The organism is Kouleothrix sp. 19917 (assembly GCF_057073505.1).
In genome coordinates this window covers 3094954-3110245 of sequence record NZ_CP097099.1, presented here as the reverse complement: position 1 = coordinate 3110245, position 15292 = coordinate 3094954, and the positions used below count along the sequence as shown (strand labels likewise).

11 protein-coding genes are annotated in these 15292 nt (G+C 63.0%); 4 read left to right on the top strand and 7 right to left on the bottom strand.

The genetic code is table 11. From position 1 onward, the window contains the following. Positions 1-96: 96 nt before the first annotated feature. The 3 genes from M1P90_RS12690 to M1P90_RS12680 form a co-directional block, all read right to left on the bottom strand. Positions 97-1599, bottom strand: coding sequence for a hypothetical protein (locus M1P90_RS12690; protein ID WP_483703022.1), 1503 nt, complete (start codon positions 1597-1599; stop codon positions 97-99). 234 nt (positions 1600-1833) lie between these two features. Then, on the bottom strand, positions 1834-3849 hold the full coding sequence (locus tag M1P90_RS12685; protein WP_483703021.1) for a beta-galactosidase: 2016 nt from the start codon (positions 3847-3849) through the stop codon (positions 1834-1836). A 784-nt stretch (positions 3850-4633) separates the two neighbouring features. Next, the gene (locus M1P90_RS12680) at positions 4634-6868 is read right to left on the bottom strand and encodes an ATP-binding protein (protein WP_483704642.1); all 2235 of its coding nucleotides are present in this window, start codon (positions 6866-6868) and stop codon (positions 4634-4636) included. A gap of 235 nt (positions 6869-7103) precedes the next feature. Here M1P90_RS12680 and M1P90_RS12675 point away from each other — a divergent pair, with 235 nt between their 5' ends. Continuing rightward, on the top strand, positions 7104-8225 hold the full coding sequence (locus M1P90_RS12675; RefSeq protein WP_483696769.1) for an ISAs1 family transposase: 1122 nt from the start codon (positions 7104-7106) through the stop codon (positions 8223-8225). On the opposite strand, the gene M1P90_RS12670 is transcribed toward M1P90_RS12675, so the two are convergent. From M1P90_RS12670 to M1P90_RS12655, 4 genes are all read right to left on the bottom strand, one after another. Beyond that, complete coding sequence (locus M1P90_RS12670) at positions 8204-8905, bottom strand: PAS domain-containing protein (protein ID WP_483703020.1); 702 nt, start codon at positions 8903-8905, stop codon at positions 8204-8206. The genes M1P90_RS12675 and M1P90_RS12670 overlap by 22 nt on opposite strands. Before the next feature lie 242 nt (positions 8906-9147). Next, complete coding sequence (locus tag M1P90_RS12665; RefSeq protein WP_483703019.1) at positions 9148-10311, bottom strand: hybrid sensor histidine kinase/response regulator; 1164 nt, start codon at positions 10309-10311, stop codon at positions 9148-9150. A gap of 276 nt (positions 10312-10587) precedes the next feature. After that, positions 10588-11058 carry a heavy metal-binding domain-containing protein gene (locus M1P90_RS12660; RefSeq protein WP_483703018.1) on the bottom strand — a complete coding sequence of 157 codons (471 nt, stop codon included), beginning with the start codon at positions 11056-11058 and terminating at the stop codon, positions 10588-10590. A gap of 39 nt (positions 11059-11097) precedes the next feature. Further along, positions 11098-11721 carry a phosphotransferase-like protein gene (locus M1P90_RS12655; protein ID WP_483703017.1) on the bottom strand — a complete coding sequence of 208 codons (624 nt, stop codon included), beginning with the start codon at positions 11719-11721 and terminating at the stop codon, positions 11098-11100. Between the two features lie 369 nt (positions 11722-12090). Between M1P90_RS12655 and M1P90_RS12650 the strand changes: the two genes are divergently transcribed. The 3 genes from M1P90_RS12650 to M1P90_RS12640 all read left to right on the top strand — a co-directional run bounded on the left by M1P90_RS12650 (position 12091) and on the right by M1P90_RS12640 (position 15155). Then, a complete protein-coding gene (locus M1P90_RS12650) occupies positions 12091-12363 on the top strand; it encodes a hypothetical protein (RefSeq protein ID WP_483703016.1) in 273 nt (90 codons plus the stop codon). Positions 12364-12497: 134 nt separating this feature from the next. After that, on the top strand, positions 12498-13898 hold the full coding sequence (locus M1P90_RS12645; RefSeq protein ID WP_483703015.1) for a hypothetical protein: 1401 nt from the start codon (positions 12498-12500) through the stop codon (positions 13896-13898). Between the two features lie 201 nt (positions 13899-14099). Continuing rightward, positions 14100-15155 (top strand): DmpA family aminopeptidase, encoded by a 1056-nt coding sequence (locus M1P90_RS12640; RefSeq protein WP_483703014.1) that lies wholly within the window; start codon positions 14100-14102, stop codon positions 15153-15155. Positions 15156-15292: the final 137 nt, after the last annotated feature.

The following is a 15292-nucleotide window of genomic DNA, read 5'->3' as shown; positions in this document are numbered from 1 at the left end:
GCCCTCCCGCTGTCGTGAGCGCGCGCCCCTATTCCGGCCGGGACGATCTTCCCGCCCCGGCCGGGAACCAGTTGATAGCTGCGGTGCAAAGGTTGTTTACAAACTCACATGCGCAATGCCCAGCAGTTCGGCCACCTGCGCGAACTGCGCGGCGTTATGCCCAACCGCCATTGCGCAGTGGTGCGTGGGCGCTTCGGCAAACCAGCGCGCCATGTAGGCGTCGGGGTGCTCGCGGAAGCGCACAGGCGTCTGGGTATTGCCGATCTGCATAATCGGCCCGGCCGTCGCTTCGCCCTCGCCGCTGATCATTTTCAGCCGGCCATCGCCGGTTTGCGTGACATTCAGCGTCGTAATCGGGCCGGCGCGCACCTTCGCCTCGACCGAGACGCCGCTGCCCTGCTTGCCGTGGTACAGACCCATGCCGCGCAGCATTGGCCGGCCTTCGGCAATGGCGATGTGGAACGGGCCGTCGTGGCCGAGCAGAATCGTCTCGTCGTCGTAGTCGACCACCACAATTTCCGAGTAGCTGCCGCCCACGCCCAGCGTATCGCAAATCTTCATCGCCACTGCCGTCTTGAGGTCGCCCTCGCCCGCGCACGGAATGCCCCGCGCCGTCAGCAGCGAGTGGCCGACGATCGAGCCGGCCTGCACGCGCTCGTCTTCCGCGCCGGGCGCGCCATGCACGTAGTAGCACAGCGCGTCGAGGTCGAACTCGCGCACCAGCCGCTCCTGCGCGGCCGCCACCCGGCAGGCCCAGCCCATCTGCTCCTCGGTCGGGCGGCGCGCAATCGGGTCGGCGGGCGAGTCGCCGCTGATCTCGAACATGGCCTGTAGCTCGTCGCGCTTGGCGGCAATGCCGCGCTCGCTCACGTCGGCCAGCAGGCGCATCAGGTCGCTCATTTCCAGCACGTCGACATGCAGGCCGGTTTGCGCCTGCACCATCGTGAAGTCGCTGTACATGTCGAGCATGCCGCTGTAGGTGTTGCCCAGAAAGCCAAAGCGGGCGTGCTGCAGCGTGCGCTTCACGCCAGCGGCGCGCGCCCAGCCCTCAATCGCCCGCCACGCGCGCACCGCCTCGGGGCGCTGGTGCGTCACTTCGTCGGCCAGCGAGATCGCGGGCGTGGCGTCGAGCCCGAGCAAGCCGTTCACCACCCGAAAGGGCAGCCCGGCGCGGTTGAAGGTGTTGGCGAACTCGGGCACCGCGCAGGCGTTGCAGTGCGCCAGCCACTCGCCCGTGGTCGAGCGCGCATAGTCGATCCGTGCCGTCGGCTGGAGGTTCAGCACCACCACCGGCGCGCGGCAGATCTGGTGCACTGGCAGCACCGCCGAGCTGGTGGTATAGGTGGCGGCGTGGCAAAACACCAGGTCGACATTCTGCGCCTGCAGCCACTCGCCCGCGCGCCGCCCCTCGCCCTCGGTGTCCACCAGCCCGAAGTTCGCGACCTCGGCCCACGCACCAAGCCGCCGCGCAATATGCTCGCCATAGCCGATCAGCCGCTCGCGCAGGCCGGGGAACTGCTCCCAGTAGGCGCGCAGCCCCACCGAGTACAGGCCAATGCGCGGCTTCTTCGCCGGCTTGAGCGGGGAAAGCAGGGCCATTCGTGCCTCCTTCTTTAAGGGTTGGAAGGTTGGAACGTTGCAAGTTGCAGGTTGTGACAACCGATGACCAAGAAGTGAACCACAGCGACACAGAGGCACGGAGGTTTTGCGGTTGCAAGTTACAGGTTTGCAGATTGCAGGTTCGTGCAAACTCAAAACTCAACCTTCAACATTCAAAACGTGCAACCTGCAACCCACCCCTTCACCTTGTCACCCTTTCACCCCTTCAGCTTGTCAGTCCCTCGCACGCTCCAGAATGCGCACACCATAGCCTTCCAGCTCGATCGTGCCGTTGGCCGTCTGGCCGCTCAGCAGGTCGTGGTAATTGGCGGGAAGGGTGACATTGGCGGGTGTGGCGTTATGGTTCAGGATGAAAAGAAGATCGTGCTGTGCATTCTGGCGTACCGCTACCTCCACGCCGGCGGGTGCCTCAAGCGCGGGCGCGATGCCGTGGTTGGCAAGCAGCCGGGCGTACAGAGCGTCCAGCAGGCGGTCTTCGGCGTCGCTGGCGAGAAACAGCGCGCGCCCTTCGCCAAAGCGGTTTTCGGTCAGCGCGGGCATGCCAGCGTAGAAATCGTCGCCAAAAGTCGCCAGCACCGCCGCGCCCTCGCTGTGCACCAGGTCGCACAGGCGCGCGCACGAGTAGCTGCCGCTACCGTCGGCCATCACAACGGTGTTGGTCTGCCCCTCATACAGCGCATCGATCTCCTCGACGCGGATGCCCAGCACGCGGCTGAGCGGGCCGGGGTAGCCCTCAAACGCCAGGTCGTTCTCGTCCACCACCCCGCTGAACACCGTCGTCAGGAAAGTGCCGCCGCGCGCCACCAGCGCCTCGATCCGCTCGGCCAGGCCGGGCTTGACCATATGCAGCATCGGCGCGACCACCAGATCGTAGCGGCTCAGGTCGGAGTCGCTCCACACAATGTCGATCGGGATGTTCTTGCGCCACAGTGCGTTGTAGTGCCGGCGCACAAAGCCGCCGTAGTCTTTCGGGTTGATCGGCCCAATCGCGGCCTCGATCGCCCATGCGTTGTCCCAATCGTAGAGCACAGCCACGCGCGCGGGCGTTGCCGCGCCGATAGTCGCGCCGCCCAGGCGCGCAAGCTCCGCGCCCAGCGCGGCCACCTCGCGAAACACGCGCGTGTCGGAGCGCCCGCCATGCTCGACAATCGCGCCGTGGAATTTCTCGCCGCCGCCACGGCTGCGCCGCCACTGGAAATACATCACCGTTTCGGCGCCGTGCGCCAGCGCCAGGTAGCTCCACAGCCGCAGCACGCCCGGTCGCTTCAGCGCGTTTACCGGCTGCCAGTTCTGGCTGCTTGGCGTCTGCTCCATCAGCATAAAAGGCTGGCCGTCCTTCAGGCTGCGGTTCAGGTCGTGCAGAAAGGCAATGTCGCCAGTGTTGGCGTTCGGGCGCGGGTAGCAATCCCAGCTCACCACGTCCACTTCCTTCGCCCAGGCGCGGTAGTCGAGGTGCGGGAAGGTGCCCATCATGTTGGTTGTGATCGGCACATTGGGCGTCACAGCGCGCAGGGCGTCGCGCTCAAGCGTGAAGCACTCCAACATGGAGTCGCTCTGGAAGCGCCGGTAGTCAATCGTCAGCGCGTGCGTCACCGACTCGCCATTGGCGTAGGGCGGCTCGATCTGCGACCAGTCGGTGTAGGTGTGGCTCCAGAATGGCGTCCACCAGCGCGCATTCAGCTCGTCGAGGCTGGCGTAGCGCTGCTGCAGCCACGCCCGAAAGGCGACGGCGCAGTTCTCGCAGTAGCACGGCCCGCTGCCGCCATACTCGTTCGAAACGTGCCAGATCGCCAGGGCGGGGTGCTGGCCGTAGCGCTCGGCGAGCTTGCTGGCCATCTGCACGGCGAAGCGCCGGTAGCTGGGCGCGTTTGGACAGTAGTTGGTGCGCCCGCCGTGGTGCACGCGGCGGCCGGTGGCGTCGGCGCGCAGCACATCCGGGTAGGCCAGCGACATCCAGGCCGGCTGGGCGGCGCTGGGCGTGGCCAGGCAGACGATCCGGCCAGCGGCGTGGAGCTTTTCGATCACGGTGTCGAGCCACTCAAACGTAAATGTGTCCTCGGCGGGCTGCAGCGACACCCAGGAAAACACGCCGACGGTGGCGATCGTGCAGCCGGCCTGCTGCATCAGCGCCACGTCTTCGTCCCAGGTTGCGGCGGGCCACTGCTCGGGGTTGTAGTCGGCGCCGTGCCAGATGAAGGGCGCGCGCGGGTTGATCGGTGGGAAGCTCATGAGTGGGTGCTTTCTGTTTGTCTCGGGCGAGGCTGCTATTATACTCGCGCTCGGCGCTAGGGGTGTGTGCGGGCTGCCCTGGCCGTATGGCCGCACCTTGTCTGCACTTGTGAGCAGTGCCAGCATCAAGCCAGCTTGCTCAGGCCGTATGGCTGCAGCTTGTCTGCACTTGTGAGCAGTGCCAGCATCAAGCCAGCTTGCTCAGGCCGCAGGGCCGCACCTTGTCTGCATACGTGAGCAGTGCCAGCATCAAGCCAGATTGCTCAGGCCGCAGGGCCGCCGGGGCTCACGCCGCCCCGGCACCCGGCGTCGGGGCTATCGCCCCGAACCCCAAATTTGATGTGGTCGTCTGCGACGGCCTTGGGCTGTCATGCCTCCGTTATGCCATTCTGCTGGCATCTGCCGATATGCATATGTTTCGGTTTGAATGCTTTCTAACGAAATACTGCATTTCTCGTTCGATGCCTGGGCTGCATCCACAACGGAGGCATGAGCACGGGCATCTCGTATGCCGGCCACGCTCTTTATGGGGTTCGGGGCAAGGCCCCGACCGGGGAGTGCAGAGGGCCGCGGTCGGCCCTTTGCCGCGGGGAACGGGGCCGCGCAGGCCCCGACTGACTTGTCCCTCAGGCCGCGGGGAACGGGGCCGCGCAGGCCCCGACTGACTTGTCCCTCAGGCCGCGGGGAACGGGGCCGCGCAGGCCCCGGCTGACTTGTCCCTCAGGCCGCGGGGAACCGGGCCGCGCAAGCCCCCGCTGACTTGTCCCTCAAGCGCGCGCAGCCCTCACCGAGGGAGCACGCCGGGCAGGGGCCGCACAGGCCCCAGCAGCAGCGCGTCAGTATCCCTGCTCCACGGCAGCGTCACACAGAAGCAGCTTCCCTGCCCCGGCTCGCTTTCCACCGCGACGCTGCCGCCATGCGCTTCGGCAAGCTGCTGTACCATCGCCAGCCCAAGCCCGGTGCCCTCGTACTGGCGCGAGAGCTTGCTGTCGATCTGCACAAACTGTTTGAACAGCATTAGCTGATCTTCTTTGGCGATGCCAATGCCGGTATCCCACACGCTGAACGTCACCACCTGTGTCTCCGCATCGCCCCGCACATCCAGGCCAACGCTCCCGCCGTCGGGCGTGAACTTCACCGCATTGGAAAGCAGATTGACCAGGATCTGCTTCAGGCGTCGCTCGTCGGCCAGGAAGTGATCGACGGGGCCGGCGATACTTGTGCGAATATCGATCTGCTTCTTCAAGGCAGTTTGCGCAACCATCTGTACGCTCATGCGGCACAGCGGCGCAACTGTCACTGGCACAATCTGCAGCTCCAGCTTACCTGCCGCGATCTTGGCCAGGTCGAGAATATCGGTGATTAACGCGAGCAGATGGCGACCGCTTTCTTCAACGCCGTGCAGCACATCGGACTGCTTCGTGGTAAGCTCGCCATACAAACGCTCTTGCAGCGCCTGGCAGCGAGTCAGAATGGAGTTTAGCGGCGTGCGCAGCTCGTGCGACATGTTGGCGAGAAATTCGTCTTTCAGCTGGGCGGCGCGCGCCAGATCCGCATTAGCCTGCTGGAGCTTGGCGATCAGGCGGTTGCGGCCATACACCAGTGCGATCTGTCCGGCCACCGCTGTCAGGTGTTGCACATCATCATCGGAGAAATCAGGCTCGTCGGGGCGATTGATCGCGGTAATAGTACCGAATACCTCGCCGAGGTACAGGAGCGGCACAACAACAATCGAGCCGCTCTGCGTTTCGACCCGGCGCTGCTGCGCGGCAGTGCTTTCGCGCGGGTCGGCGATGTTTTTAGGCGAGATTGCCGGGCGCAGTTCGGCAACCACCCAGCCGCTCAGGCCGCCCATATACTCTTCGAAATCAACCTCGTCCAGCGCGAAGGGCAGCGTATCGTGCACAGCACTTTTATTGTCGCATGCATCCGAGCGGCTGTACGCCAGGTGCTCGACACGGCGCGCCCGCCAGTCAAACGTCAGCAGCACGACGCGGTCGGCTGGCAGCGTGGCGCGAACGCGGTCGGTGGTGCGCTGAAGCGCCTCAACCAGATGATCAGTCACGATCGCATCGTTGGTAATCGCGTACAGATCCTGCACGCGCTCCAGCATTTGGTTCAGCGCGCTGGTGCGCTCGGCAACCCGCGCTTCGAGCTTGCCGTGCGATTGCTGAAGCGAAGAATACAGTTGGGCGTTGTTGAGAGCCAGGGCGGCGCGGTCGGCCAGATCCTGCGTCAAAGTCAGGTCGTCGTCATCAAATGGCGGTCGTTCGGGCCGGCGCCGGTAGAGAAACAGCGCGCCAAAGTGCCGGCTTTGCAGGCTTACTGGCACGGCAAGAATGCTGTGCAGAGGGATGCCGATTTGTTCAGCTGCTGCCAGGAGCGCTGATTGCGCGATCATGTGGCGCTGCTCAGGATCGTCAAGCGACACAAGCATTGGCTGCTGGTTGCGCAACACATGCGCTGCCTTGCTTGCGCTGCCGATAGGGAACAGCGCTTTGCCCAGATGGGCGTGCCATAACTGCATGATGTGCGGGTCGGAATCGTACAACACTGCCGGCGTCAGATATTCCTGGTTGTCGGAAAGCAAAATGATCACACAGCCGTCGCTGATGCGTGCGGCGGTTTGCGCGATCTGCTCAAGCACTGCCGGGTAGTCGTTCTCGGCTTGTGCAAAGGAATGTGAGGCTGCGGCCAGCACTTGCAGGCGTTCGGTCGCGCGCTGCATCAGCTCCTCGGCGCGCCTGCGCCTGGTAAGATCCTGCACCGTAACAAGTGTGCAGGATTCCTTATCGATCTCGAAGGGCACGGCCGAAAACAGCGCCTGACGCATTTCGCCTGTTTTGGTTGTGATGGTAAGCTCCGCATTAAATAATTCGTCTTGCTCCTGCAATGACTGGCGAAACTCCGCGAGTTTGTGGAGATGCGGGAAGATGCCTGCTGTATCCAGATCGTGGCCAAGTAATTCTTCACGGCCATACCCCAGCAAAAACTCCATCTTCCTGTTTACGTCGATGATATGCAGGTTGCTTCTTCGAAGAATAGCCTGCGCAACCGGGCCAGGGCCAACGCATTATGAATGAAGCATAAAACGACGTTTTGTCTGTCAAACGCTTTCAGTATGGGCGAAACAAAGCAATGTGGTTCTTTATGCTGTTTTTCGTGCACTCGTGCATCAGAGTGAGCAACTCGCCATCGCGTTTCTGATGCTATAATCACCTCTCTGAATGGTTTCCAGCAGCAGGAGGTGTGTGGTGGAATTACCGACGTCGCTTTCTCGCCATTTTGGCGATCTGCCCGACCCGCGTATCGACCGCTGTAAACACCACAAACTGATCGACATCATCTCGATTGCCATTTGCGCGGTTTTGAGCAGTGCTGATGGCTGGACCGACATCGAAGCCTATGGCCACGCCAAACACGCCTTGCTGGAGCAGTTTCTCGAGTTGCCCGCTGGCATTCCGTCGCACGACACCTTCGCCCGTGTCTTTGCGCGTCTTAATCCCACCGCGTTCCAATCCGCCTTTCTCGCCTGGGTCGACACCATTCGTGCCAAACTGCCCGGCGATGTGATTGCGATTGACGGCAAAACCGAACGTCGTACCCACGACCGTGCGATCGACCTGTCGCCACTGCATATCGTCAGCGCGTTCTCGGCGGCCAATCACCTGGTTCTCGGTCAGGTTCGCGTGAACAGCAAATCGAATGAGATCACCGCCATCCCGCTGCTGCTCTCGCTGCTCGACATCAACGATTGCATCGTGACGATTGATGCGATGGGCTGCCAGGTGGCGATTGCCGAACAGATTGTGGCGCAGGGTGGTGACTATGTGCTGGCGTGTAAAGACAACCAGCCGCAACTGGCGCGCGACATTGCACGCATCTTTGCCGAGCCGATTGAAGAGGAACACCTGGATCGATGCATCATCACAATGGAAGGTCACGGACGGAGCGAACGGCGCGAATATCGCAGCTGTGACCAAGTGGAGAGCATCGTCGACCGCGCGCGCTGGTCGCAGTTGCGCTCGGTTGTAAGGGTGCATTCGACGCGCACGTGTGATGGTGTGACGAGCGAGGAGACACATTCGTACATATCAAGTTTGCCGCTGGGAGCCGAGCGGGTTGCAGACGCCATTCGGCAGCATTGGGGGATCGAAAACCGGCTGCATTGGGTGCTGGATGTGGTGTTTGCCGCCGATGACAGCCGCGCGCGAATTGGTCACTCAGCGCATAATCTGGCAATTATTCGGCACTTGGTGTTGAACCTGCTGCGCGAGGAAACGACGTTGAAGGCGAGTGTACGTCAGAAGCGGCTGCGTGCGACTTGGGACGATGCCTATGCGATGAAAGTGCTTCAGGTTGAGCCACGTCTGTAGAACATTTGTAATGCGTTGGCCCTGGCAACCGGGCTGGCCTGAAACGTCGTTGCAAAGCGCGCTTCGGAACGGTGGAGCGCTTCGTCGGCCAGTATGCGCTCGGTAACGTCGCGAATCGAGACCATGCACAACGATTGCCCGGCATCCATGATCTGTGCGCCAGCGACTTCGATAAAAAACTCGCTGCCCTTGGCGTGCCTGGCCGTCAGGATCGGCGTTGAGTTGATCGCGCACTGCGAAGCACTGCCCTCGCTGGGAGGCGTAAGCATCGCGCAGAGCTGTGGGATGAAGCGGCTAACCGGATGGCCAATGGCCTCGGCGGCAGCGCAGCCAAACATCTGCTCGGCGGCGGTATTGAAGATCACAATGCGTCGCGAGGAATCGACAGTAAGAATTGCGTCTTTTGCCGAACTAATCATCCGCGCCAGGCGCTGCTCGCTGGCGGCGAGCGCGGCCCCGGCCTGCTCGTGCCGCCGCATTTGCTGGCGCAGCACACCATACAGCAGCACTGTACTTACAGCTACGAATACGCCAGGTTTACTGACGCGCAGAAATTCTGTCAGTGTGGATTCTGCCAGAAGGCTTGCTTCGATCCGATCCGAGTAGAGCAACCACCACGCCGCAACCAGGCAATACATCAGGCTGGTGCGTATTGCTACGTTCCTAAGGCGGTCGTGCATTGCGGGCTTCCTCGTTGCTGTGGTGGATTGACAGCCCTCGTAGTGGGAGGGCACGTTCTATGTGCGGCTGGGGAACGAATGAGCGATAGCAAAGGCAGCTTCTGGCTGCTCACTACTCTGGAAAATAAATTTCCCTGTACTCAGCGTCCAGGAAGCTCAAGCCAGTTTTCTTTCAACATGGTAGCCAGATAAGCTTCCTGGAAGCTTGCCCGTTGTAGAAAAGAACTTTCTTTCCAGAGTACTCATGGCGCAGCTTTGCGCAAGGGCAGCTGAAACCAGAAGGTTGCGCCCTGGCCGACACTGCTTTCGACACCGAGCGCCCCGCCCATGTGCTCGACTACGCGCTTGCAGATCGCCAGGCCCAGCCCAATGCCACCATAGCGCCGAGTTGTTGTGCCATCGGCCTGATGAAAAGGCTGGAAGATTTGCTGGTGGCTCGCTTCCGCAATGCCGATCCCGCTGTCGCGCACGCGCACGATCAGGTGGGCCAGCTCGGCCGACTCGCCGGCCAGGTCGGCGCTGACAATCACCGGGCCGGCGGGCGTAAACTTGATCGCGTTGTCGAGCAGCTTGCCCAGTACGAGCTGCAAGCGCGACGGATCGCCCAATGCGTAGTGCGGCACATCTGCATCAATGCTGGATGTCAGCTGGAGGCCCTTGGCTTGCGCAGCCGGGCGTTGCGCTTCAACCGCGCTGACGATAGCGGCGGCCGGCTTGAACAGCAAATTGGTGAGTGCATAGGCACCCGACTCAAGGTTGGTGTATTCCAGCATATCGCCAACGATTCCCAGCAACAGATTGCCCGAATCGTACACCGCACGCGCATACTCGTGCTGCTCGGCGTCGAGCGCCGTGTCGAGCAGCAGCTCGCTCATGCCAAGAATGCCATTCAGCGGCGTGCGCAGTTCATGACTGATGGTTGACATAAATTCCGTTTTCAGCCGGAGTGTTTCAAGCGCAGTGTCGCGGGCCTGCGTCAGGGCAGTTACGGCGCGCTCGCGCTCGTTGAGCAGGCGGTGGTAGCGATTGATGCGGGCAATGGTGCGCACCCGCAGGCTCAGCTCCATATGGTCGAGCGGCTTGGTGAGGAATTCGTCGGCACCGGCACCAATGCCACGCAAGCGCGATGCGCGATCTTCCAGCGCCGTCATCATCAGAATATTGACTTCGGCAGTTCGCGGGTTGGTGCGCAAGGCCTCACACACGGCGAAGCCATCCATGCCGGGCATCATGACATCGAGCAAAATCAGGTCGGGCAGGCGTTCCTGCGCCATTGCCAGCCCTTCGCGGCCCGAGCCAGCCAGGAAAACAGTGTGCCCCTGCGCCGACAGGAGATCCGCCAAAATCGCGCTTTGGTCGGAATCGTCATCAATAATGATAATCTGGATTGGCTGCGGTTGAAGCATAGGGCGTTATCCTTTTGCGAGCAATTGCGCCTGGGCATAATGAAGCCAAGTACAAGCGATCATCTGGCGCATCGCAGCACCATCATAACAAAACACCATTTTGCGCAGTAGCTCTAAACATGATCGCGGGATGAATGAAATGGCGCGGAACAGTAGCGGGATGGCAACAAAATCGAGTAATGGGCGGGCCGGGGCCAAGAAACTGGGGCGGCCATGCCGCCCCAGTGCCCAACAACGATTGTTGCCAATATGTTCTGATACAGCGCGGCCAACGAGCTAACCGCCCGCATCGCCGTCGCGCTCGACCACAACTGCCGTGCCATAGGCCAGCACTTCGGTCATTCCCTGGGCGATCTCGGTGGTGTCGTACCGAAAGCCGATGATCGCGTTTGCGCCAAGCTGGGCGGCGTGCGCCAGCACCATCAGGTAGGCATCGGTGCGGGTATGCTCGCACACCGCCGTCATGGTGCGGATGTTGCCGCCGCCAAGCGACTGAAAGGCCGCGGCGATCTGCCCGCCGATGCTGGCCGAGCGCACCGTCAGCCCGCGCACAATCCCCAGCGAACGTAGCGTGCGGTAGCCCGGTAACTCAAATGCCGCCGTGATCATGGCTGGGTCGAGCGCGATGTGCTCGATAGGGGTGAGCCGCTCGGTCGCGCCGGTTTTTGCTGGCGCAACCGCAGCGCCGCAGATGATACAGAATTTGGAGCCGTTCGGAATTTCGGCATCGCACATGGTACAGTGCATCGGTTTGCTCCTTCTACAGCAGGATTCAGCAGTAAGAATTCAAGACCCCGCCAGTGCTGCGAGCTGCTCGCACGCGCGCGCGGGCTGGCCGTTTTCCAGCCGCTCGCGAATTGCGGCGGCGCAGGCGGCCGGGCTGAGCGCGGCGGTATCGACGTCCAGATCATAGATCCCCGGAAGATGCACCTGCTCCTGCCAGCGTAGAATCGGTGCTGGAATGGGGTCGCCCGGCGTGTAGTCGGGGTTCCAGCCTGTCGCGCGCCGCCGCTCCATAATCACCTCGATCGGGCAGCGCACGCCAACCAGCAGCACAGGCAGTCCGATCAGGCGGCGCATACAATCGGGCAGAATGCCATGCAGGGTTGCATAAACGTCGTGGTGGCCAACATCGACCACCACGTTCAGGCCCAGGCGGCTGTGCGCGGCGACCGAGTCGTACAGCGCGGCGTACATGCTGGCGACCAGCGGCTCAAGGTCGGGTCGCTCGCCGCCAGGGCGCAGGCCAATGCCCGGCTGAAACTGCGGCGGGGTCATTGCCATGGTGCGGTCGACGCCCAAGTTCATCCACACGCCCGGGTAGGTCTGCTGAATTTCGGCAACAATGCTCGATTTGCCCGAGCGCGGCGCGCCGTTGAGGATGATAATCTGCGCGGGAATGTTGCTCATGCGGTGCCTCGCTTGCTGCTGTGCCAGCGCCGCGCCCGATTATCGCACTGTGGCGGCGCGGGCGCAACCCGGCACCCGGCGTCGGGGCTATCGCCCCGAGCCCCAAATTTGATGTGGTTGCCGTATTCAAATTTCGCGTGTCATGCCTCCGTTGTGCTCACCGCTGGCAACATTCGATATGAGAATGAACTACTTCAAACTGGTACAGCCGTATTCATTCGATGCCTGCTTTTTGGCACAACGGAGGCATAACAGACCTGCAATTCGCATGTCGGCCACGCTCCTTGCGGGTCCAGGGACGCAGTCCCTGGTGCGGGTGCAGGGGCGGCACAGCCCCTGCCGCTCGCCGCGCAGGCGATACCACTCGATTTGAGTAGACTGCTGCCGCTCGCCGCGCAGGCGACACCGCTCGATTTGAGTAGACTGCTGCCGCTCGCCGCGCAGGCGACACCACTCGATTTGAGTAGACTGCTGCCGCTCGCCGCGCAGGCGACACCACTCGATTTGAGTAGACTGCTGCCGCTCGCCGCGCAGGCGACACCACTCGATTTGAGTAGACTGCTGCCGCTCGCCGCGCAGGCGACACCACTCGATTTGAGTAGACTGCTGCCGCTCGCCGCGCAGGCGACATACGGCGCATAGCCGCCAACAAAGGCGTGGGCGGACACATAGGTCCGCCCAGACACGAAGAGCGCGAGAACCCGCAAACCCCAACGACTCCCTTCATCGCGTATAATCCCTGCGGAGCAAAACAGAAGGATCGAGAAGGAAGGGATATGGAGCTGCAAACCGCAATCGACTTCTACCACGGCCTGCTCGACGACACGAGCGCGCGCGAGACTTTTGCACAGCTTGAGGCGCTGATCCGCGAGCGCGACATGCTGGTGGGCAAGCCGCGCGAGCGCCTGATCTGCTCGGTGCTGCGGCCTCGCCTGCTGGTGCCGGCGCAGCTTGCCACCTTGCAGCGCGCCACCGCGCTGGTTGGCCGCGCCATTCGCAAAGTCGGCGCGGCCGCGCTGATCGACCCGCAGCTGCTTGCGCCCTACGCGCTCACCGAGACCGAGCGCGCGCTGCTGGCGATCGACCCGGGCTACCCCGGCGCGTCGGCATTTGGCCGGCTCGATGGCTTTCTGGCCGCCGATGGCAGCGCGTGCTGGTTTGTCGAGGCGAACCTTGAGTCGCCGGCCGGGATTGGCTATGACGAAGCCATGGTCGAGGTGTTCGACCAATTGCCGGTGATGGCCGAGTTCCGCAAAACCTACCGCGCCGAGGCGCTGCCGCACCGACAGGGCCTCCAGCAGATGCTGCTCGACACCTACGGCGCCTGGGGCGGCAGCGGCACGCCCACGGTCGCAATTGTTGATTTCGCGGGCGCAGTGACATGGCCCGAGTTCGAGCACATTGCTGCGCGCTTCCGCGCCGACGGCATCCCCACTGTCATCGCCGACCCGGGCTGGCTCACCTACGACGGCACGAAGCTCCTCGCCGCCATTCCCGACGCTGGTGCGCCCACGCCCATCGATCTGGTGTACCGCCGCGTGCTCCAGCACGAGTTCCTCGCGCAGTACGACCTTACCCACCCGCTCGTGCGCGCCTACGCCGACGGCGCGGTGTGTGTGGTCAACCCCTTCCGCAGCAAGCCCGTGCACACCAAAATCATCATGGCGCTGCTGTCGGATGAAGATGGCCCGGCCGCCGGCCTGCTCGACGCCGAGGAGCGCGACGCCGTGCGCGCGCATGTGCCGTGGACGCGGATTGTGCGCGGGGGCGTGACGCGCTACGCCGAGCAGAATGTGCCGCTGATTACGTTTGCGCAGCGCAACCGCGAGCGGCTGGTGCTCAAGCCCAACGACGATTACGGCGGGCAGGGCGTGCTGCTGGGCTGGGAAACCGACCAGCCCGCCTGGGATCGCGCGCTGGCGGCGGCGCAAGGCGCGCCCTTTGTCGTGCAGGAGCGTGTGCCGGTGCCGCAGGAGGATTACCCGACCTGGACGGCCGAAGACGGCCTGCGCATCACGCCGCGCTATGTCGACAGCGACCCATGCGTGTATGGCGACCCGCACTCGCCGGCGGTGCAGGCTGTTGGCTGCCTGACGCGCATCGCCGCCAGCGCGCTGCTGAACGTCTCGGCTGGCGGCGGCGCGGCCCCGCCCACCTATGTGGTCGCGCCAGCGTAGGGAGCTTCAGTGCCGGTTGAAGGTTGAGGGTTGAGTTGGCAGGTTGAGGGTTGAGTTGACAGGTTACAGGGTTGCAAGTTGCATGTTGAGCAGAACTTTGCTTCTTCCGCCGATAGAACCTGCAACCTGCGAACTTTCTAACCTGCAACCCTCTCTGTTTCTGGTCGTTGGCGGCCGGTTGTATAGATGAAAGAAACACCAATGAGCAAAGCTCGTTTGCGCGACCTGGGCATCACCATTGGCGCGCTGCCGCCCGGCCCGCACAACGCCATCACCGACGTAGAAGGCGTGCAGGTCGGCCACACCACGCTTGTCTACGACAGCCCGCGCGTGGCGCGCACTGGCGTGACGGTGGTGCTGCCACGCCCCAACGCGCACGCCAATCAGGTGTTTGGCGCGTTCCACTCGTTCAACGGCAATGGCGAAATGACCGGCGTGCACTGGCTGGAAGAATCCGGCCTGATCGACGCGCCAATCGGCATCACGAACACCAACGCCGTTGGCGTGGTGCGCGACGCGCTGGTGGCGCACACGCTCGAGCAGTACGGCGCGGCGGGCTGGTTGCTGCCAATTGCCGCCGAAACCTACGACGGCATGTTGAACGACATCAACGCCTTTCATGTCACCCGCGAGCATGTGTTTGCGGCGCTGGCGGCGGCGCGCGGCGGCCCGGTGGCCGAAGGAAACGTTGGCGGCGGCACCGGCATGATCTGCCACGGCTTCAAGGGCGGCATTGGCACCGCCTCGCGCGTGGCTACAACCCCGAATGGCGCTTTCACCGTGGGCGCGCTGGTGCAGGCCAACTACGGCTGGCGCACCGATCTGCGCGTGGATGGCGTGCCGGTCGGGCGGGCGATTGGCGCGGAGCAGGTGCCAATGCCGGGTGAAAATCGCGGCGATGCCGGCTCGATCATCGTGATTCTGGCGACCGACGCGCCGCTGCTGCCCATCCAGTGCAAGCGCCTGGCGCGGCGCGCAACCGTTGGGCTGGCGCGGGTTGGCGGCAATGGCTTTAATGGCAGCGGCGACATCTTTCTGGCCTTTGCCACGGGCAACAATTTGCCGCGCGGCACCGAGCCGCTGGCACTGACCATGCTGCCGCACGATAGCATGAACGAACTGTTTCGCGCGGCTGCCGAGAGCACCGAAGAAGCCATTCTCAACGCGCTGTGCGCCGCCGAAACGATGCATGGCTTCAATGGCAGCGTGGTGCACGCCCTGCCGCACGACGCCCTGCTGCGCGCCATGGGCAGGTGACGGAGAGAGTTTGCACGTTTTGAATGTTGAATGTTGAATGTTGAATGTTGAGTTTGCGAAGAACCTGCAACCCTTTGCGTCCTTCGCGTTCTTTGCGGTTTATTCTCCCGGCCGTCGTTCGTCGCCACCTGCAACCT

Coding starts and splice junctions, on each gene's coding strand:
- M1P90_RS12690 (WP_483703022.1), bottom strand. CDS start 1,599: ATGGCCCTGCTTTCCCCGCTCAAGCCGGCGAAGAAGCCGCGCATTGGC.
- M1P90_RS12685 (WP_483703021.1), bottom strand. CDS start 3,849: ATGAGCTTCCCACCGATCAACCCGCGCGCGCCCTTCATCTGGCACGGC.
- M1P90_RS12670 (WP_483703020.1), bottom strand. CDS start 8,905: ATGCACGACCGCCTTAGGAACGTAGCAATACGCACCAGCCTGATGTAT.
- M1P90_RS12665 (WP_483703019.1), bottom strand. CDS start 10,311: ATGCTTCAACCGCAGCCAATCCAGATTATCATTATTGATGACGATTCC.
- M1P90_RS12660 (WP_483703018.1), bottom strand. CDS start 11,058: ATGCACTGTACCATGTGCGATGCCGAAATTCCGAACGGCTCCAAATTC.
- M1P90_RS12655 (WP_483703017.1), bottom strand. CDS start 11,721: ATGAGCAACATTCCCGCGCAGATTATCATCCTCAACGGCGCGCCGCGC.
- M1P90_RS12645 (WP_483703015.1), top strand. CDS start 12,498: ATGGAGCTGCAAACCGCAATCGACTTCTACCACGGCCTGCTCGACGAC.
- M1P90_RS12640 (WP_483703014.1), top strand. CDS start 14,100: ATGAGCAAAGCTCGTTTGCGCGACCTGGGCATCACCATTGGCGCGCTG.